This window comes from Cobetia sp. 1CM21F (assembly GCF_023161745.1).
GTDB classification, from domain to species: Bacteria; Pseudomonadota; Gammaproteobacteria; order Pseudomonadales; family Halomonadaceae; genus Cobetia; species Cobetia amphilecti.
The window spans coordinates 467,635-487,779 of record NZ_JALNTQ010000001.1 but is presented as its reverse complement, the minus strand read 5'-3'; the positions used below and the strand labels follow the sequence as shown (position 1 = coordinate 487,779).

The following is a 20,145-nucleotide window of genomic DNA, read 5'->3' as shown; positions in this document are numbered from 1 at the left end:
CCAGCGCTAGATTACCAGTGAGCAGCACGCCACAATGCCCGCATGATAGAGATGATATCCCCTGCGACCATTACTGCCCTGTTGACCCGAGGAACGCCATGACTGCCCACGCCCCCTCCACACCCCGTGAGACCCGGCGTAGCGGCAGCGACCCCCTCCCCACCGCCTCGGTACTGATCGTCGATGACGAGCCCGGCATGCGCCGCTATCTGGAGAAGGCACTGTCCTCGCGCTTCGCGCTGATCGAATGCGCCGAGAGTGTCGAGCAGGCCGAAGCCCTGCGCTCGCGCCTGCACTTCGACCTCATCCTGCTCGACATTCGCCTGCCGGGGCGCGATGGCCTGGACTGGGATGAAGCGCTTGCGCCCTCTTCGGTCAGCGATGTCATCTTCATGACCGCCTACGCCGATCTCGAGACCGCTGTGCGAGCGCTGCGGGCCGGAGCCTGTGATTTCATCATCAAGCCGTTTCGTCTCGAACAGTTGCAGGCCGCGCTGGACCGCTGCCTTGAGCGCCGCCAGCTGACGCGGGAAAACTTCCTGCTCCGGCGCGACAATGCCCGCCATCAACAGGAAGAGGCCAGCCTCAAGGGCGAGAGCCCTGCCATGCAGGAGCTGGCGCATATCATCGCGCGCGTTGCTCCCGCGCCCTCGCCGGTGCTGATTCTGGGGGAATCCGGCACCGGCAAGGAGCTGGCGGCGCGTGATCTGCATCGCCTGTCCGGTCGGCGCGGCGCCTTCGTGCCGGTCAACTGCGGTGCCATCAGCCCGGAGCTGTTGGAGAGCGAGCTGTTCGGCCACCTCAAGGGGGCCTTCACCGGCGCGCACCGTGGCCGTGATGGCCTGTTCAGCTTCGCCGATGGCGGCACGCTATTCCTGGATGAAATCGGCGAGATGCCCCTGGCGATGCAGGCCAAGCTGTTGCGAGTGCTGGAGACGCGCCGCGTGCGCCCCGTCGGCGGCGAGCAGGAACAGGCGGTGGACGTGCGTATCGTGGCCGCCACTCACCGCACACTGGAGACGGAGGTGGCCGCGGGACGCTTCCGCGAAGACCTCTACTATCGCCTCAACGTGCTGAGCCTGACACTGCCGGCCCTGCGCGAGCGCCCGGAAGACATCCCGGCGCTGGCGCAGCATTTCTCGCGGCAGCTGTCGCGTGAGCTCAACCTCCCCGCCGTGCCCTGGCAGCACTCTGATCTCACTCGCCTGTGCCACTATTCCTGGCCCGGCAATGTGCGGGAACTCAAGAACGTCATCGAGCGCGCCTTGCTGCTCGGCCGCCTGCCCGGCGATACCCTGCCGGTCGACAGTCAGGCCGAACAGGCACCAGGCCACCCGGCATGGGATGACAGCGGAGACGCGACCACCTCCATCGCGGAAGAGGCCACCAGCAGCGGCTATCCGCTCGAGTGGTCATTGGATGCGGTGGAAAAGGCCCATCTGTGCGCGGTACTGGAGCGACATGCCAACAACAAGTCAGCCGCCGCCCGACAGCTGGGCATCTCGCGCAAGACGCTGGATCGCAAACTGACCACCTGGCGCGCCGAGCAGCAAATCGGCGGAGACGGCGGCGCTGAGAATGGCACTGAAGTTGGTAATGAGAGCGGCGCCGAGAGCGATCAACCCGCCTCTTCCACTGCGTCTGCCGCTCCCTACGGAGCCGACGGCAGCGCATGATCAAGCGCCTGCGCCATTACTTCGCCGGTTCGCTGCGGCGCAGGCTGCTGCTGCTGACACTGGCGCCGCTGCTGGCGCTGATGCTGGCGCTGGTCGGCCTGACCGCCTACTGGACCACGGCCTATACCGACCGCCAGCTGTACATGAACGTGCGCAGCGATCTTGATGTCGCCAGCCGCACGCTGCAGAGCCAGCATCAGCGCCTGCGTGATGGCCTGGAGGCGATGCGTCGTAACCTGCGCCAGCTGGTGGCGCCCGATGAGCAGACCGCGCAGCTGTTGCCACGCCTGGTGCCGCGCCTGGATACCATGCGGGACACCCTCAATGCCGACTGGCTGCGCTGGCTGCCCACCGAGCAGCTGCGCCAGACGCCAGGCGTCGCCGCGCTGATTCCGCAACTGGCGCGCGGCGAAAGCCTGGATGGCCTCGACATGCTGTCCAGCGACTCACTGGCGACGCTGGACCCTGCCCTTGCCGAGCGCGCGCGCCTTGCGCTGCGCCAGACGCCCTACGCACAACCCAGCGCCCGCCGTGAGGAAAACCGCGGCATGCTGCTGCGGGCGCTGGTGCCCATCCTCGATGGCGAGGGCAAGCTGCTGGGCGCGCTGGATGCGGGCCGCCTGCTCAACCGTGATCCGCGTCTGGTCGATGAGATCCGCGATCTGCTCTATGGCCCCGGCACCCTGCCGGAAGATGGCACCGGCACCATCACCCTGTTTCTCGACGATGTCCGCATCGCCACCAATGTCACCGACGCCAGCGGCGAGCGCGCGCTGGGCACGCGCGCCTCGCTGGAGGTGAAGCGTCAGGTGATCGGCAATGGCGAGCGCTATATCAATCGTGCCTTCGTGGTTCGTGACTGGTTCGTGGCCGCCTATGCCCCGCTGGATTCCCTGGATGGCCAGCGGATCGGCATGATCTACGCGGGCTATCCGCAGGCGCCCTACGCGCGACTCTATCGCGAGACGCTGACGCATATCAGCCTGGTACTGATCGCGGTCAGTCTGTTGGGGGTACTGCTGGTGTGGAGCAGCATCGAGCGTCTGATGCAGCCGATCCGACAGATTCGCCGTGTGGTGCATGCGGTGCGTGATACCCCGTCCCAGGAGGGCTTGCGCATAGGCCCGCTGTCCTCTCTGGGGCCGGCGCAGCGGCACGGTGATGAGCTGGATGAACTGGCCGAGGAATTCGACGCCATGCTGGCGCGACTGGAAGCGCACCGCCACGAGATACAGCTCGCGGCCCAGACGCTGGAAGCCCAGGTGGAGGATCGCACCCGCGATCTGAGCGCCCAGACCGCCACGCTACGCGAACGCAGTCAGGCGCTGGAGGAGCACGTCCGCCTGCTGCGCGAAGCGCGTGCGCGACTGCTGACCCGCGAGAAACTGGCGGCGTTGGGCGAACTGACGGCGGGTATCGGCCACGAGATCAACAACCCCGCCGCGGTGATTCTGGGTCATGTCGAGTTGATCGAGGTGATACTCGGTGAACAGGCCGAGCCGGTGCGCGAGGAAATCGCCACCATCATCCATCAGGTCGAACGCATTCGCGCGCTGGTCGACAACCTGCGTCAGTACGCACGCGATCCGCTTGCCTCCAACGACATTGGCGACGGCAACTCACTGACGCCGTCACTCGGCGCGCCTCACCTCAGCCAGATTCATCCCGACGAGGCGATCCACAGTGTCGAGGTGCTGGTCAGGCACGCGCTGGATCATCACGGCCATCAATTGCAGCATGAGCTGGCGGCGACCCGCTTGATCGAAGCCGATCGCGCGCAACTGACCCAGGTGCTGGTCAATCTGCTGATCAACGCCATCGAGATGGCGCCTGCGCCGGATACGCTGTGCATCACCAGCCGTGATCGTGATGCGGCGCTGGCCGTAATGAATGGTGAGCCAAACAGCCGTCCGGATACATCAACCTCAGTGCCAGCAGCAGTGCCAGCGCCAACAGCGGAGCTCGCCCCCGTGGCGGGAGTCGAGATACGCGTCATCGATCACGGTGCTGGCGTGCCCGAGCACCTGAAGTCGCGCATCTTCACGCCCTTCTTCACCACCCGCGCCAATGGCTCGGGCATCGGTCTGTCGGTCTCATCCGGGTTGATCACCCAGCTGGGAGGCAGGCTATGGCTGGAAGATACGCCGGGTGGCGGCGCCACCTTCTGCCTGTGGCTGCCGTGCATCGCACGCCGGCATCATGAGGATGATCAAGGGCGCCATCTGCTCGAGACGCTCAGCGCCGGGGGCAGCAGTCGCTCGCCTTGAGCCACAAGCAACAAATGAACTCACCTGGCCGTGGCGAGGCGCACTGCCACGCACTCCCACCCGCGTGCTAGCCTGCGCGCATGCTCACTCAATCAGGCACCACTGATGTCGCACGATAGCTCCCCTACTGCCCCCGAACCTCTCACTGCCGGCAAGGCAGCGCAGCCCACTGACGACGAGAAAATGGCAGACGAGGAAATGGCAGCGTCTCGCACGCTGGGCAAGCGGCTGCGCGAACTGCGCACGCGTCATGGCCTCTCTCAGCGTGAACTGGCCAAGCGCGCCCAGGTGACCAATTCGACCATCTCGCAGGTCGAGCAGGACGCGGTCAGCCCTTCCGTCAGCTCGCTGAACAAGATTCTCGAGGTATTTCCGATCTCGCTGAGCGACTTCTTCAGCGATGAGGTGCCCGCCGCACCCCCACGCATCCTGCGTGACAGCGAGCATGAGCCGATCGCGGGCTGTGGACCGGGACTCACGCTGCGACGCATTGATCAATCCCGGCAGACATCGCCACAGCCCCAGATCGAGCTGGGCAGTCTCGCACCGGGGTGCAGCGCCTACCTGCAGGCCGCGCATGACAGCCTGGTGCTGGTCACGCATGGCGCACTGTGTATCGAGTTCGCCGCGACGGCGGCCTGCCAGGAGGCACTTCTCGAATGTGGTGATGCTGCGCGACTGCATGCCGGGGAGCGCTATCAACTGCACTGGCGCAAGCCGGCGGCGTCGCAAGCCGCCAGCGGTGAGCTCGACATTCCTGAAGTCGCCAACCGTGAAGTTACCCACCACGAGACCTCCGACGCTGCCGAGGCCCCAGATTGCCAGTGGCTATGCATCGCACAGAGTCGCTAGGCAGGCATTCGCTCGAGAGCTGCTCGGCCCTGCCAGCTCAACCCTGGCAAGCTCGGTCAAGTTGGCGTGAAGCACGTCGCTAGCCTCTTGCAGCGCGGGAGGGAGGCTGGCCTGCAGCATCAGGCGACTGCTCGCGCACCTCATCCCAGGGGTCATTGGTGGCCGGCTCGGCCAGGAAACGCTCCACCATGGTGTGCGGGCAGAAATCTGCCAACCATTCCTCGCGAATCGGATAGCCCTCCTCTGCCAACAACTCGTTCATGCGTCGCGCAAGGCCTTCGGCGGAATGCGGCGCGATGGCGTGTTCCAGCTCGCCCTTGAGGATCTCGCGTATTCCACCACGGCAATCCACCGAGACTACCGGTGTGCCGCAGGCCAGCGCCTCCATCAGCACGATCCCCATGCCCTCGACACGCGAGCTGAGCACGAACAGCTTAGCGGCACGCATCCAGGCATAGGGGTTGTCACGCTGACCGGCGAAGATCACCCGCTCGGCGATGCCAAGCCTCTCAGCCTGGGCTTCCAGGGCTTCCCGGCAATTGCCCGCCCCCACGATCACCAGCGGCTCCTTCGGATTGGCCAGGGCATAAGCCTCGAGCAACAGGGCGTGATCTTTCTGCGGCACCAGACGCGCCACATTGAGAATGAAGGGCTCAGCGGGGATATCCGGCTCATCCATGGCGGCCTGCTCGCGGATCCGGGTGATCGGACAGGCATTGACGATCGTCTCGATATGCGCCGGCGTCACCCCATGCTGGCGAGCAATGTCACGAGCCCCTTGCGCCACATCCTCGGACACCGCCACCAGATGCTTGTCTTCCAGCAGGCAACGGGCAAACATGCGCTGCTTCCACTGCGGGCCGCTAAAGTTGACGCGATTTTCCAGCACGTAACGTGCACGGGAATCCTTGAAGCCCCACACCTGCTCGAAGGTTCCCAGGCCACGGAAGATGATGCGGTCAACCTTGCCGTGTTTCTGCTCGAATTCCTTGAGCCAAGCGGCGAATTCCTCGCCACCGGCCTTGCCGACCCACACGAAATTGGAGCGGCGGATGACGGGATTGAGCACCAGACGTGACGCCAGTGTCGTCAGGGCGCCGCCGACGGAACGCTGGACGCGCTGCTGAATCGGCACGATGTGCTGCTGGACGCTGGCATCCTGCGGTTCAAGCACCTGATCACGACCGCGCCAGATGACCATATGCGTCTCGTGGTCATTCGCGGCCAGACTGTCGGCAAGATTGACCGCCACTCGCTCCATGCCGCCCATTTTCAGGCTTCTCACTACGACCAGGGTACGCAAGCATCACTCCTTCGAATGTCCGCCAGTACCGCTTTGTGTCGCGTGCAAGGCATGCGAAAACGATAACTGGCGTCTGGTGGGAAAACGAAAAATGCAACTCCCATGTGCCAGTCGCTCAGCACACGGGAGTTGCATTTATCTGAACCGTCATTCGCGGAAATGTTCCCTGCGACCACTCATCAAATGGTAATCATTCTCCCTCTTTCGCCGGCGGCAGAATCAGGTTGAGCACGATGCCCAGAATGGCGGCCAGGCTCACGCCCTGCAGCGTGAACTGACCACCACCGACCTGCATGCCACCGATCCCGAACACCAGGATCAAGGAGGCGATTACCAGATTGCGCGGTGCGGTCAGTGAATCCCCCGCGCGCACCAGCGTGTTCATGCCGACTACGGCGATCGAGCCGAACAGCAGGCACATGATGCCGCCCATCACCGGCGTGGGAATCGTCTGCAGCACGGCGCCAACCTTGCCGATGAAGGCCAGCGAAATCGCGACACAGGCCGCGACCGTCATTACGCGCGGATTGAAATTGCGGGTCAGCATCACCGCACCGGTCACTTCGGAATAGGTGGTATTGGGCGGACCACCGAACATTGACGCCGCCGACGTCGCCAGGCCGTCACCGAGCAGCGTGCGATGCAGCCCCGGCCTCTTCAGGTAGTCGCGCCGTGTCACCGAGCCGATCGCCACCATGTCGCCGATGTGCTCGACGGCAGGCGCGATGGCGACGGGAATCATGAACAGAATGGCGGAAAATTCGAAGGTCGGCGCAGTGAAGCTTGGCAATGCCAGCCACTCAGCGGCATGCACCGGCGAGAGGTCGATCACTCCCATCAGCAACCCCAGCACATATCCCGTCAGGATACCGCCGAGGATGGGCACCAGACGCAACATGCCGCGTCCGAAGATCGACAGCACCAGCGTCACGCCAAGACTGGCCAATGACAACGTCAGCGCCTGAGCATGCGAGATGTTGTCGCTGAATTCGCCGGTGGCCATCTGCACCGCCGTCGGTGCCAGTGCCAGGCCGATGACCATGATCACCGGACCGACCACGACGGCCGGCAGCAGGCGATGCACGATGCCGACACCCTTGAGGCGAATGCATTGCGCCAGCAGCACATAGACCAGGCCCGCGACGAACAAGCCGCCCATGGTGGCAGGGATGCCGAAGTTCGCGACCGAGCTCTGGATGGGCGCAATGAAGGCAAACGATGAGGCGAGGAAGACCGGCACGCTGGCCTTGGTCACGCACTGGAAGACCAGGGTGCCGACACCGGCCGTAAACAGGGCGACGTTGGGATCAAGCCCGGTCAGCAGCGGGACCAGCACCAGCGCACCAAAGGCGACGAACAGCATCTGCGCGCCGGTGACGAGAGTCGTCAGTGAGAACCCTTCCTGTTCCGGCAAGGGCACATGGGCAGACGACGCATGGGGAGAGGAGGTATCAGAGGACGGTGATGAAGACGACATGGCAGCACTTCTTTTCACGGGCGGAGGAGTCAACCGCCTGATCCTGACTGCTCAGACAGGTCAGACAGATACAAAAACGCCCCGCGCAGATGCGCAGGGCGTTGTCATCTCTGGCGGGCGCTTAGCGCGTGCCGAAGATCTTGTCGCCGGCATCGCCGAGACCCGGCACGATATAACCGTTCTCGTCGAGGCGGTCATCGACGGAGGCGGTGTAGATCTCGATGTCCGGGTAGGATTCCTGCACCTTGGCGATCCCCTCAGGCGCCGCGACCAGCACGATGACCTTGATCTGCTGGCAGCCCTTGGCCTTGAGCATGTCCAGTGTGGCGATCATGGAGCCGCCGGTCGCCAGCATCGGGTCGATCACGATGGCCAGACGCTCGTCGAGATCTGACACGAACTTCTCGAAATACGGTACCGGCTCCAGCGTCTCTTCATCACGGTACAGGCCCACGACGCTGATGCGTGCCGGGGGAATCAGGTCCGTCACGCCATCCAGCATGCCCAGGCCGGCGCGCAGGATCGGGACGATGGTCACTTTCTTGCCCTTGATGGTCTGGACATCCAGCTCGTTGCCGCTCCAGGCATCAATGGTGGTAGTTTCCAGCTCCAGGTCCTGGGTTGCCTCATAGGTCAACAGCTTGGCGACCTCACTGGCCAGCTCACGGAAGCTCTTGGTGCTGATGCCTGCTGCACGCATCAGGCCAAGCTTGTGCTGGACCAGTGGATGATTGATGGCATGGACGCTCATGGAAATACCTCTTGGGACAGAAGATGGTGCAAACGATACGTAGCACTACCCCCGCCGGCTCGGACGATAGCAGCGGGGAGGCTGGTAAATTGAGCGCATTCTAGCGGAAGCAGGCTTACAAGTTAAGGCTCTCGCCTTCAGGTTACAGCAGAGGAAGCGCCGCAAATGGACTGGCGACCTCCCGTCTGCCACTCGCTCAAGGCGTGTAACCGAAGTTGACGAAATCCTGTGCATAGAGAATGGCCAGCTTCTCGCGGGTGGCCGCTGTCATGCCGGCCCCCGCCTCGACACTTCCCTTGTTGCGATGTGCAATCTCACTGCTGATACCCAGCTTGTTGGCAACCTGCTGGAAATCCTTGTCCAGGGTTTCGAAATGCCCCAGAAAATCCACCATCAAGGTCTCGTTACCATCCATGACAAAAGAGGACTGCGAGAGAAACAGGAGGTGACTACGAAAAGCGCCTCGCCACAAACCACGTGCGACAAAATCATCAAAATCTGAATACTCTGCCATCTCCTTGGCAATGGCGAGATCCTGCTTGCCTTGATTGCCACCACTTAATATATAGCGATACGCTGACAGGGCACGATCGTAGGGATTTCTGACAAAGGTGAATTTGTAATAACGGGCGAATTTTCTGGAACTGGCTTTCTTGTAAACCTGCCAGGAGACATGATCTCGCCCTTTTTCCTTCGTCTTCCCCAAGGCGGCGAGGACCGATGTTCCGGCAGCCTTGGGAATATGAATGAAGATGCACTTGTTACGTGTAAAGTGTTTGCGATAAGGAAAGTCATTGCTTCGCCACATGATATCAACCCTGTTCTTGTGGTTCGTCACCTGCCACTGATGACAGCCCCCCAATGTACGAAAAATCCATTGTGGCTCCAGCTTACCGGAATAAAGTGCAAGGAAACTTCAGTACGCTCGTCAAAGGGCAATGGCGAGGCAAGACAGGCCGACCATGAAGGTGGCTGACCTGTGACCAATATCGCCAGCAATGGTTACCCAGCCACCACTTCAGCAATGAAGTCGCCTATACCCTGACAGTATTTCTGCTGGCAGAAATCTTGCGCAATGATCGCGCGCGCAGCTGCGCCCATCTCTCTGCGCTGCTGCGGACTTGCTGCCCATTGCTTCAGCACCTGAGCGATTTCACTCGGTTCGAGCACCTGTGCGACCACGATGGCGTCTTGCTCCGGGCTATAGACTCTGTCCGGACCGGTAATGAAATCCTCGCCATAGACAGCCAGCGATTCGCGGGGCCTGCTTGGCGACAGAATTTCACCATTGACTCCCGGGGAGATCTGCTCCGGCAATCCATCCACATTACCGACGATGGCGGGCACACCATGCGCCAGCGCTTCCTGCACCACATTACCGAAGGGTTCACGCCAGGAAGGGCACACGAAGGCATCAAGGGAGGAATAGAAGTCGCTCATGTCACTCAACAGACCACAGAAGTGAACACTCTCCTCGAGCCCCCATTTCACGACCAGTGACTTCAAGGCATCTTCCAATATCCCCTCGCCAGCGATCCAAAGCTCCGCATGGGGGACACTCGCCTTGAGCTCTCGCAATGCCTCGATGGCGATCACCGGTGCCTTGAGCCCGGTCAAACGACCTGCGAACCCGACCCTGAACCGCTCGTCCGGATGATCGGAGGTCACCTGCGGCAGTACGATGGAATTGCGCACCACCCGACATGGCAAGGACTCACTGATGCCAAGCGACAACTGCAACATGCGACTGGCCGCAAAGGAGTTGCAGATGATGCCATCGAGGCGCGAGAGATAGTCCGTGATATCAGAGGTGGGCTCCACGAACCAGGCAGAGCCATGCTCGTAGTGAATGAGGCTGATGTGATCGGGGAAATGCAGCGGATGGTTACGCAACTTGTTCCACACCACGATTGCCTGCACCTCTTCGTCATCGAGCATGCGCGCCTGGCAGGTATCGCGGAGCCAGGGCAGCTGCCGAGGGAGCTTGATGCCGCAGTAACGCTTTATGTCGTGCACCCGACCTGTAAAGTCCGCATATTCAGGCTGCAGCATCGGATGAATTTCAGGCGTCTGCAGCAGCACATGATGGTCTCGCTCGCGTGCGGCCATACGAAAGAAGTTGGTAAAGGTCCGCTCAGCCCCGCCCAGATTCTTGAGGCTGATGAGATGCCCCGCACGAGGCCCTTGCAATGTCGGATGTATCAATGTGCTTTCTCGTCTTCACACTCGGTCATTAAGCAGCGGCAACTGCCAGTCGATCGGCTTTTTCCCACGCGCTTCCAGCCAGGCGTTAGCTTGCGAGAAGTGGCGAGAGCCGAAGAAACCGCGGTGCGCTGCGAGGGGGGATGGGTGCGGCGCGTGGAGCACCAGGTGCTTCTGGGTGTCCACAGCGCGGGCCTTCTTCTGGGCATGACTGCCCCAGAGCAGGAAGACGACACCCTGACAGTGCTGATTGATCACGTCGATGGCGCGGTCGGTGAATTGCTCCCACCCCTGCTTCTGATGCGAGGCGGCCTTGCCCTGCTCGACGGTCAGCACGCTGTTGAGCAGCAAGACGCCCTGCTTCGCCCAGCTTTCAAGGAAGCCGTGATCGACGGGTTCGACGCCGACATCGGCGGCCAGTTCCTTGTAGATGTTCTTCAGCGAAGGCGGCGGGCGTACGCCGGGGCGTACCGAGAAGCACAGTCCATGCGCCTGGCCCGGGCCGTGATAGGGGTCCTGCCCGAGGATCACGACCTTGACGTTGGAGAGCGGCGTCAGCCAGAAGGCACGGAACCAGTCATCGGAATGCGGATAGATGACCTTGCCGGCATCTTTCTCGGCGCGCAGAAAGTCGCGCAGACGCTGCATGTAGTCAGCCTGAAACTCTTGGCCGAGATGCGCCTGCCAATCGGCAGGCAACACCTCGGAGCGGCCAGTCGCGGCAGTCTCCAACGGCATGTCAGCTATCGCTCTCTTGCTTCTTGAGCTGCTCGGCGATCGGCTCGACGTAGGCGATGCCCATATCCCACGGGAACTGGATCCAGCAGTTCTGCGGCACTTCGGTGATGAAACCATCGACCAGCGGGCGACCTTCCGGCTTGGCATAGACGGTCACGAAGTGCGCCTTGGGCAGCATGTCACGCACCGCACGTGCGGTGTTGCCGGTGTCGACCAGGTCATCGACCAGCAGCCAGCCGTCACCGTCGTGGTCGACGCCCTTGACCACTTCCAGACCACCCTGCTCCATGTGGTCGTGATAGCTCTTGATGCACACGGTATCGATGTGGCGGATACCCAGCTCGCGGGCGATCAGGCCGGCCGGAATCAGGCCACCGCGGGTGATGGCGATGATGCCCTTGAAATCGCGACCGCTGAGGTCGTGACACAGCGCGCGCACATCACGGTGGAGCTGGTCCCAGGAGACGATGAAGTGGTCGTGGTAGCGTTCGGAAGACATGTGGGTCACTCGCAATGACGAAACAGAAGGAAAGCATGGTGGCTGGCGCGCCACCGCACAAGGGGAAGATCCACTCAGCCACGCCAGAGCGCGGACAAGGGCCTCAGATTCACTGCCCGCTGCAACGACGATGGCCCTGCCAGAAGACAGGGCCATCGCGTCACGCCGGCATTACTCGGATTCGGTGAAGCTGCACGCCGCGAAGACACTGTGGCCTTCTTCACGAATGCGCGCGGAGCCGCCGATTTCCGGCAGATCGATGATGGCTGCCGTCTCGACGACCACACCACCGGTGCGCTCGATCAGCTTGCAGGCCGCCAGCATGGTGCCGCCAGTAGCGATCAGGTCATCCATCACCAGGATGCGATCGCCTTCACGGAAGGCATCGGAGTGCAGCTCGACGGTGGACTCACCGTATTCCAGCGAGTAGGTCTCGCTGATGGTCTTGAACGGCAGCTTGCCCTTCTTGCGCACCGGCACGAAGCTGCAGCCCAGCTCGTAGGCCAGCGGAGCACCGATGATGAAGCCACGCGCATCGATGGCGGCGATGGCGTCGATTTCCATCTCCTGATAGCGGTGCACGAAGGAGTCGATCAGCTTGCGGAACGCGGCGGAGTTCTGCAGCACCGGCGTGATGTCACGGAAGTTGACGCCTTCCTGGGGCCAGTCCGGCACGGTGCGGATGACAGACTTGATGTAGTCGCTGTAGATGCTCATTAGAGGGCTCCGTCGAGGAACAGGTATTTGCAGGCGAACAGGATGGCGAGAATCACCAGCCCCGGGCTCAGATCACGATAACGGCCGGAGAACAGCTTGATCACGGCGTAGCTGATGAAGCCCAGCGCGATCCCGTTGGCAATCGAGTAGGTCAGCGGCATCACCAGGGTGGCAATCACCACCGGTGCCGCTTCAGTAATGTCGTTCCAGTCGATGCGTGCCAGGCCGCCCGTCATCAGGCAGGCGACATACAGCAGCGCACCGGCAGTGGCGAAGGCCGGAATCGAGGTCGCCAGCGGCGACAGGAACAGGCTGACGAGGAACAGGCCGGCAACGACCACGGCCGTCAGGCCGGTACGTCCGCCGGCGGCCACGCCGGTGGCGGATTCGATGTAGCTGGTCACGTTCGAGGTGCCCATGACAGAGCCGGCCATGGTGGCGCTGGAGTCTGCCATCAAGGCCCGTCCCAGGCGCGGCAGGTGGCCACGCTCATTGGTCAGGCCAGCCTGCTGGGAGACAGCGATCAGCGTGCCCGAGGTGTCGAACAGATCGACGAACAGGAAGGCGAAGATGATCGACACCATGCCCAGATTGAAGGCGCCGGCGATATCGAGCTCTGCCAATGTCGGCAGCATGCTCGGCGGCATCGAGGCAAAGCCGTGGAAATCGTTGTTGCCGGTCAGGGTCGCCAGCAGAGTCACGAGCAGTATGCCGATCATCACCGCACCGATCACCTTCCGATACGACAGCGCGACGATCAAAAAGAACGAGAGCAGTGCATACATGGCCGCCGGCGAGGATAGATCGCCCAGCGTGACCAGCGTGCCGGGGGCGTCGACGACGATGCCGCTGCCCTGCAGGGCGATGATCGCCATGAACAGGCCGATGCCCGCGGCGATGCCGGTCTTCAGCGAGGCGGGAATGGCATTGATGATCCACTCGCGAATCTTGAAGGCGGAGAGCAGGAAGAAGCTCACCCCGGACAGGAAGACCGCGCCCAGCGCGACCTGCCAGGGCACGCCCATCTGACCGGCGACCGTGTAGGTGAAGAAGGCCGTCAGCCCCATGCCCGGCGCCAGCGCGATCGGGTAGTTGGCGTAAAGGCCCATGACCAGACAGCCGATGGCTGCCGCCAGACAGGTCGCGACGAACACGGCGCCGTGATCCATGCCGGTGGAGGCCAGCATCGAGGGAGCCACGAAGATGATATAGGCCATCGCGAGGAAGGAGGTAAATCCTGCGATGACTTCGGTACGCACATTGGTACCGTGCTCGGAGAGCTTGAAAAGACGTTCCAGCATTGAGGTAGCCCCTATCCTTGAGCAGTGCCTGTCCGGCAAGGCGCAGTGGTCGATGATTGTCAGAATCAGCAGATCAAGACGAACTCGCTCGGACAGGTGTGCCGCACAGGGCGTCGGATGAAGCTTTTCCCCTGTTCAGCCTGCCTGAACCACGATGCCCCGCCAGCGGCAGGGCATCGAAAGGCGCAACATGGTACCCAAAGGTCTGCAGCGAATCGAGCATTCCCGGCATATTTCCTGACCAGTCAGACGAGTTCTGGCGTCCTGCCAGTGAGTTGATCCGCTGCAGACCTGCAAGCCTCATGCCAGACGGGAGGCCATGACCCGCTCGACGGTCTCGACAATCGCCTGGGTCTGCGGGTCGACTTCAAGGTTTACCTGATCACCGACGGCGCGCACGCCCATCAGGGTGCGCTCGAGTGTCTCGGGAATCAGATTGACGCAGAAGCGTGTGCCCTGCACCTCGCCGATCGTCAGGCTGACACCGTCAAGTCCCACATAGCCCTTGTCGAACAGAAAACGCATCAGCTCGGCCGGCGCCTGGAACCAGATACGACGATTGTCGGCGGTGGCCTCGATGGCATCGATGGTCACCATCGCCATCACGTGCCCGGACATCGAGTGCCCGCCGATCTCGTCGCCGAAGCGTGCTGCTCGCTCCACGTTCACGACGCTGCCCACCTCGAGCTCGCCCAGATTGGTCAGACGCAGCGTCTCGCGCATCAGGTCAAAGCTGGCCAGTTGACCCTCAAGCGCCGTCACGGTCAGACAGCAACCGTTATGGGCCACCGAGGCCCCCAGCTCCAGCCCCGCCTCCAGTCCCGCCGGCAACCGGACCTGATGCGTGCGAAAGTCAGTGCGTTCTTCAATGGCCACCACTTCCGCCATGCCTTGTACGATACCCGTGAACATGCGTGATCTTTCCTTGCACTGCTGCTTCTTGCTGTCGAGAAGCCGTGAATAAGGGACGGCATGCAGCAGCGAGATGGCCGGCATGCCCAGCCGAAATCCTAGCATGGTGGACTAGCCGTCGACATGCTGGCGTTGTCTGCCGCGGGGGTGCGCGGCGTTGCCGCCCTCGCCACCCGCTTCCCGTCTCCCGTCTCCCGTCTCCCGACTCCCGACTCCCGACTCCCGTAACAGGCGAGCACGGCTGTCACGGCGAGCGCGGAGCGGGCCGCAACTCATCCCCGACTGACCGTCAAGACAGGAAAGCCGTCGATGCCTGTTGAAACCCGCGTCACGACAAGAGCCTTGTAAGAAATGGCTTACAGAGCGTATCGCCAAATTGCCATATCGAACGACAGTTCGAATAAACGTCCAGCGCAAGACCAAAGTCGTTGACACCCCCAAGGTGACTGATAGAATGCGCCTCAAATCTGTTTGGCGCCGATTTGTACCCGGATTGCGGGCGCCCACCACGAGAGCTGGTCTCACGGGGTGCAAGTTCTGCTAAAAGGGTGTGTCCAGCGTTGATGGCCACCCGTCTTGGGTGGTCTTTTTTCTCCCCACTGGATCGCTCCCCTCTTCGCTGTCTGCCATGTGCGCAGACGCCGGCAGAACGTTCTGTCCTCTACAGACCTTCGCCCGCAATCCGGTTGGTGCCTTAACCACTCGGACCCCCATGATCACACTCAAGAACGTCTCCAAGACTTACGGCAGTGGTGACAAGGCCGTGGTCGCGCTCAAGGATGCCAGCCTCACGGTTCCTCAGGGCGCCATTACCGGTGTCATCGGCCTGTCCGGTGCCGGCAAGTCGACCCTCATTCGCTGCGTCAATCTGCTCGAACGCCCCACCGCCGGTAGCGTCGTCGTCGATGGCCAGGAACTGACCGAGCTCGACGAGTCCGCCCTGCGCAGCGCTCGTCACCAGATCGGCATGATCTTCCAGCACTTCAATCTGCTCTCCTCACGCACGGTCTTCGCCAATGTGGCATTGCCGCTGGAGCTGGCTGGCATCTCGAAAGACGAGATCAAAAAGCGCGTCGAGCCATTGCTGGAGCTGACCGGCCTGAGCGACAAGGCCGGCCAGTATCCTGCCCAGCTGTCCGGGGGTCAGAAACAGCGTGTGGCCATCGCCCGCGCGCTGGCCAGCCGCCCCAAGGTGCTGCTGTGTGACGAGGCCACCTCGGCGCTCGACCCGCAGACCACCGCCTCCATCCTTGAGCTGCTCAAGGACATCAACACCAAGCTGGGCCTGACGATCCTGCTGATCACCCACGAGATGGAAGTGGTCAAGAGCATCTGTGATCAGGTCGCCCTGATCAGCGGCGGTGAACTGGTGGAAGTGGCCTCGGTAGGCGATTTCTTCACCGCACCGCAGACCCGCCTGGGTCGCGAGTTCCTCAATGACTTCCTGGAACTTGAGCCGCCACGCGCGCTGGTCGAGCGCCTCGAAGCCACCGCCGGCCCGCACACCCACCCGGTGGTGCGCCTGGCCTTCAGCGGCGACGCCGTCTCCACTCCGCTGATCTCGCGCCTGGCGCGTGAATGCCAGGTGGATGTCAGCATCCTGCAGGCCAAGGTGGAATCCATTCAGGACCGCACCCTGGGCCTGATGATCGCCGAACTGATGGGCGATAGCCGCCAGACCCAGCAAGCGCTCGATTATCTCGAATCCCACGACCTGAAAGTGGAGGTGCTCGGTCATGTCACCCGCACTGCTTGAACTCGTCCTGTCCTCCACCCTCGAGACCCTGTACATGGTCGCGGTGGCAGGCCTGATCTCCGCGGCACTCGGCATTCCACTGGGCGTGGCTCTCTATACCTCGCGCCCCGGCCAGATTCTCGCGCGCCCGGCACTCAACAGCGTGCTGAGCATCATTACCAACATCGGTCGCTCGGTGCCGTTCATCATCCTGATGGTGGCGATCATCCCGCTGACGCGCCTGATCGCGGGCAGCTCCATCGGTACCAACGCCGCCATCGTACCGCTGACCATCGCCTCGATTCCCTTCGTCGCCCGTCTGATCGAAGGCGCGCTGAATGAAGTCGGCCCGGGCCTGGTCGAGGCCGCACAGGCCATGGGCGCCACGCCGATGCAGATCATCACCAAGGTACTGCTGCCGGAAGCACGCGGCGGCATCATCAATGGCCTGACCATCACCGTGGTGACGCTGATCAGCTATTCCGCCATGGCCGGCACCGTCGGTGGCGGCGGCCTGGGGGATCTCGGCATTCGCTACGGCTACAACCGCTTCGACCCGATGGTGATGCTGGTGACCGTGGTCATCCTCGTCGTCATGGTGCAGGGCTTCCAGAGCCTGGGCGACCATCTGGTGCGCAAGTCGAACCACAAGTAAGCGTCGCTCCATGAGCGGTGGCTGATATAGAAGTGGCGTTCGATCTACAAATCACACGGCTTTCGGTATCGTGACGGCTCATCACAATGAGCCGTCACTCATAACATCCCGCGGACCCCGCCGGTCACGTCGGATCACAAGGAGAACATCGATGCGCAACATGCTGACCACGCTTTCTTCCCCGCTGCGCCTTGCCGGCGCTGCCACCCTGCTCGGCGCCACCCTGCTGGCAGGCTGCGGCAACGACGCGTCCGACGAGAACACCCTCAAGATGGGTACCGTCGCAGGTCCGGAAACCGAAGTGATGAAGGTCGCGGCCGAGATCGCCAAGGAAAAGTACGACCTGAACGTCGAGATCACCGAGTTCACCGACTACGTGTCTCCCAACGCCGCTCTGGCCGATGGCTCTCTGGATGCCAACGCCTACCAGCACCAGCCGTACATGGAATCCATGGTGCGTGAGCGCGGCTACAAGTTCGCCAGCGCCGGCAAGACCTTCGTGTACCCGATCGGTGCCTACTCCGAGAAGTACGCAGATATCAGCGAACTGCCGGACGGCGCGACCATCGCCCTGCCGAACGATCCGTCCAACGAAGGCCGCTCCCTGATCCTGATGCACGACCTGGGCATGATCGAGCTGACCGACAAGGGCAACCTCGAAGCGACGCCGATCGATGTCGCCAAGAACCCGCATGACTACCAGTTCAAGGAAATCGAGGCTGCCCAGCTGCCGCGTATCCTGCCGGACGTCGACCTGGCCTTCATCAACAACACCTTCGCCCAGCCGGCTGGCTTGAAGCCGGAAGACGCGCTGATCCGTGAAGGCGCCGAGTCTCCGTACGTCAACCTGATCGTCGTGCGTCAGGGCGATGAAGACAGCGAGAAGGTGCAGAAGCTGGTCAAGGCCTACCAGACGCCGGAAGTCGAAGCCAAGGCAGAAGAACTGTTCAAGGGCGCGGCGGTGCCGGGCTGGAAGTAAGCCTCACCCCATGTCACTGACAGACGCCTGAACGCAAAGCGCCGACCACTGGTCGGCGCTTTTGCATCCGGTGGATGACGCATCTCATCACGCATCTCATCGCACCCAGATGCCGACGCAGCGCGAGAAGACACACGCGCAGGACACGCTTGAAACAGGCGACCCGCGACCGCATTCTTGCGCCATCTCGCCACCTTACCTATCCCTCAGGAGCCCTCATGGCCACTCGCCCCGACTATTCACTGCTGGCCCGCCAGCTGGATGCCATCCTCGATACCCGCGACTGGCTGACCAATGCCTCCCAGACGGCTGCCTTCGTCAACATGACGGTGGAGAACCTCAACTGGGCAGGCTTCTATGTGCAACGTCAGCCGCAAATCCTGCACCTGGGGCCGTTCCAGGGTCAGCCGGCCTGCCACCCGATCCCCTTCACCAAGGGCGTGTGTGGCGCCGCCGCCACCGAGCGCACCACCCAGCGTGTCGCGGATGTACACGCCTTCCCGGGCCATATCGCCTGTGACGCCGCCTCGCGCAGCGAGCTGGTCATCCCGGTGCTCATCGAGCAGGACGGCCAGCAAGTGCTGTGGGGTGTGCTGGACCTGGACAGCCCGAGCCCCGAGCGCTTCGACGAAGAGGATCAGGCCGGCATCGAGCGCCTGGTCGAGATCTTCATCGCCTCCAGCGACTTCGACAGCGTTCCTGTCTGACAAACTGAGCGCCCGCCTGACAGGCAGCCTGAACGTCAGCATCACGCTCTGCCGCCCGCCGCGCCACTCGCACGGCGGGCGGTTTGCGTTGTGGCCTGTCAGGCCTTGCACAGCCCCGTGCGAGATGACAGGTTAAGAGCTCTCGCCCCCGACAGGAGCCAAACATGTCATCCCGGTCGCCATCTCATCCCTCGTCGCCCTCTACTTCGCCCTCCACATCATCCTCTACTTCGCCCTCCTCCCAAGATTCGCCGCCCCCACATGCGGAGGCCTCGCTGCACAATCACGACGAAGCGCATGCCGGCCTTGAGCGAGTCATCAAGCATCTTGAGCGCATCAAGGCCTTCACGGCGCGCACCGGCAATGACCTCGGCGCCAAGCGCACCCTGCTTGAGGCTTACTTCGCCGCCGACGCCAGCATTCTCGACACCGGCGTGACACCGCGTCTCGCGATGGTGCCGGGTGGCGAGGGAGAGCGTGTCTGTGAGGTATTGCCGGCACCCGATGATGCACCAGCGCGCCCGCGTCGCCTGCTGTATGTGCATGGCGGCAGCTGGATCGCAGGCTCACCTGCCGGCCATCGTCCGCTGGCAAGCCGTCTGGGCCGAGCGGCACGCGCCGAGACCTACACGCTGGATTACCGCCTCGCGCCAGAGGCCGCCTTCCCGGCCGGCCTGCAGGACGTGCTGGCCGCGTGGCGCTGGCTGTGTGACGAATACCCGCAGGACCACCTGCTGCTGGCCGGTGACAGCGCGGGCGGCAACCTCACGCTGGCGGCCGTGAATGCGCTCAAGAGCGCAGGCGAGCGGCTGCCGGATGCAGTGATCGCCTTCTCGCCCGCCACGGACCTCAGCTGGGGCAGCGCCTCACTGTCGCGCAAGGCCGAGGTGGACCCGATCCTCGATCCCAATCTGCTGCCCTTCGTGAGCATGGCCTATGTGCAGGACGGCACCGACATGAGCGATCCGCGCATCTCGCCGCTGGAGGGAAATCTGTTTGACCTGCCTCCGACGCTGATCCAGTGCGGCGAGGCGGAGATCCTGCTCGATGACAGCCGTCGCTACGCCACTCAGGCGCAGGACTGCGGCTCGCCCGTCACATTGAGCCTGTGGCCGGACATGCCACATGTGTTCGTCGGCTTCGCCCCGCTGCTGAGCGCTGCCAATGCCGCCCTCAAGGAAGCACGCGAATTCCTCGACGAGACGCTTGCCTGAGCGGCGCGCACCAATCCCGCGGCAGATTTTCATGACACGCACACGAAAACGCCCGACTCGATGAGCCGGGCGTTTTCTGGAATCTGGTAGGACCAGGCGGATTTGAACCGCCGACCTCCACGATGTCAACGTGGCGCTCTAACCAACTGAGCTATGGTCC

Annotated in this window: 18 protein-coding genes and 1 tRNA gene; 8 read left to right on the top strand and 11 right to left on the bottom strand. The window is 62.7% G+C overall.

What is annotated here, in order from left to right; genetic code table 11:
* The first annotated feature begins 98 nt into the window (after positions 1-98).
* The 3 genes from MSG32_RS02020 to MSG32_RS02010 all read left to right on the top strand — a co-directional run bounded on the left by MSG32_RS02020 (position 99) and on the right by MSG32_RS02010 (position 4,795).
* Positions 99-1,676, top strand: coding sequence for a sigma-54 dependent transcriptional regulator (locus tag MSG32_RS02020; protein ID WP_248377241.1), 1,578 nt, complete (start codon positions 99-101; stop codon positions 1,674-1,676).
* A complete protein-coding gene (locus tag MSG32_RS02015) occupies positions 1,673-3,943 on the top strand; it encodes a cache domain-containing protein (RefSeq protein WP_248377239.1) in 2,271 nt (756 codons plus the stop codon). The genes MSG32_RS02020 and MSG32_RS02015 overlap by 4 nt, the downstream gene beginning before the upstream one ends.
* Before the next feature lie 198 nt (positions 3,944-4,141).
* A complete protein-coding gene (locus MSG32_RS02010) occupies positions 4,142-4,795 on the top strand; it encodes a helix-turn-helix domain-containing protein (protein ID WP_248378399.1) in 654 nt (217 codons plus the stop codon).
* A 79-nt stretch (positions 4,796-4,874) separates the two neighbouring features.
* Here MSG32_RS02010 and MSG32_RS02005 read toward each other — a convergent pair whose 3' ends face one another.
* From MSG32_RS02005 to MSG32_RS01960, 10 genes are all read right to left on the bottom strand, one after another.
* Entirely contained in the window at positions 4,875-6,098 is a 1,224-nt protein-coding gene (locus MSG32_RS02005) for a glycosyltransferase (protein WP_248377237.1), read from the bottom strand.
* 190 nt (positions 6,099-6,288) lie between these two features.
* The gene (locus tag MSG32_RS02000; RefSeq protein ID WP_282460135.1) at positions 6,289-7,575 is read right to left on the bottom strand and encodes a uracil-xanthine permease family protein; all 1,287 of its coding nucleotides are present in this window, start codon (positions 7,573-7,575) and stop codon (positions 6,289-6,291) included.
* A 121-nt stretch (positions 7,576-7,696) separates the two neighbouring features.
* A complete protein-coding gene (gene upp, locus MSG32_RS01995; RefSeq protein WP_043335602.1) occupies positions 7,697-8,326 on the bottom strand; it encodes a uracil phosphoribosyltransferase in 630 nt (209 codons plus the stop codon).
* Positions 8,327-8,522: 196 nt separating this feature from the next.
* Positions 8,523-9,134 (bottom strand): sulfotransferase family 2 domain-containing protein, encoded by a 612-nt coding sequence (locus tag MSG32_RS01990; RefSeq protein ID WP_248377235.1) that lies wholly within the window; start codon positions 9,132-9,134, stop codon positions 8,523-8,525.
* A gap of 194 nt (positions 9,135-9,328) precedes the next feature.
* Entirely contained in the window at positions 9,329-10,531 is a 1,203-nt protein-coding gene (locus MSG32_RS01985; protein ID WP_248377233.1) for a glycosyltransferase family 4 protein, read from the bottom strand.
* Positions 10,532-10,546: 15 nt separating this feature from the next.
* Positions 10,547-11,266, bottom strand: coding sequence for a uracil-DNA glycosylase (ung, locus tag MSG32_RS01980; protein ID WP_248377232.1), 720 nt, complete (start codon positions 11,264-11,266; stop codon positions 10,547-10,549).
* Position 11,267: 1 nt separating this feature from the next.
* Positions 11,268-11,765, bottom strand: coding sequence for a xanthine phosphoribosyltransferase (gene gpt / locus MSG32_RS01975; RefSeq protein ID WP_043335607.1), 498 nt, complete (start codon positions 11,763-11,765; stop codon positions 11,268-11,270).
* A 171-nt stretch (positions 11,766-11,936) separates the two neighbouring features.
* Positions 11,937-12,482, bottom strand: coding sequence for an adenine phosphoribosyltransferase (locus tag MSG32_RS01970; protein WP_043335609.1), 546 nt, complete (start codon positions 12,480-12,482; stop codon positions 11,937-11,939).
* Positions 12,482-13,783: an NCS2 family permease gene (locus MSG32_RS01965; protein ID WP_248377231.1), complete on the bottom strand. Its 1,302-nt coding sequence runs from the start codon at positions 13,781-13,783 to the stop codon at positions 12,482-12,484. Before MSG32_RS01965 ends, MSG32_RS01970 begins: the two co-directional genes overlap by 1 nt.
* 300 nt (positions 13,784-14,083) lie before the next feature.
* On the bottom strand, positions 14,084-14,695 hold the full coding sequence (locus MSG32_RS01960) for a riboflavin synthase (RefSeq protein ID WP_054557313.1): 612 nt from the start codon (positions 14,693-14,695) through the stop codon (positions 14,084-14,086).
* Positions 14,696-15,407: 712 nt separating this feature from the next.
* On the opposite strand from MSG32_RS01960, the gene MSG32_RS01955 reads away from it, so the two are divergent.
* From MSG32_RS01955 to MSG32_RS01935, 5 genes are all read left to right on the top strand, one after another.
* Positions 15,408-16,451, top strand: a complete 1,044-nt coding sequence (locus MSG32_RS01955) for a methionine ABC transporter ATP-binding protein (protein ID WP_192837611.1) — start codon at positions 15,408-15,410, stop codon at positions 16,449-16,451.
* On the top strand, positions 16,432-17,085 hold the full coding sequence (locus tag MSG32_RS01950) for a methionine ABC transporter permease (RefSeq protein WP_107336314.1): 654 nt from the start codon (positions 16,432-16,434) through the stop codon (positions 17,083-17,085). The genes MSG32_RS01955 and MSG32_RS01950 overlap by 20 nt, the downstream gene beginning before the upstream one ends.
* A 160-nt stretch (positions 17,086-17,245) precedes the next feature.
* Positions 17,246-18,064, top strand: coding sequence for a MetQ/NlpA family ABC transporter substrate-binding protein (locus MSG32_RS01945; protein ID WP_043335679.1), 819 nt, complete (start codon positions 17,246-17,248; stop codon positions 18,062-18,064).
* Positions 18,065-18,282: 218 nt separating this feature from the next.
* Entirely contained in the window at positions 18,283-18,771 is a 489-nt protein-coding gene (locus MSG32_RS01940) for a GAF domain-containing protein (RefSeq protein ID WP_248377230.1), read from the top strand.
* A gap of 164 nt (positions 18,772-18,935) precedes the next feature.
* Positions 18,936-19,985, top strand: coding sequence for an alpha/beta hydrolase (locus tag MSG32_RS01935; RefSeq protein ID WP_282460118.1), 1,050 nt, complete (start codon positions 18,936-18,938; stop codon positions 19,983-19,985).
* 84 nt (positions 19,986-20,069) lie between these two features.
* On the opposite strand, the gene MSG32_RS01930 is transcribed toward MSG32_RS01935, so the two are convergent.
* A tRNA-Val gene (locus MSG32_RS01930) sits at positions 20,070-20,145 on the bottom strand.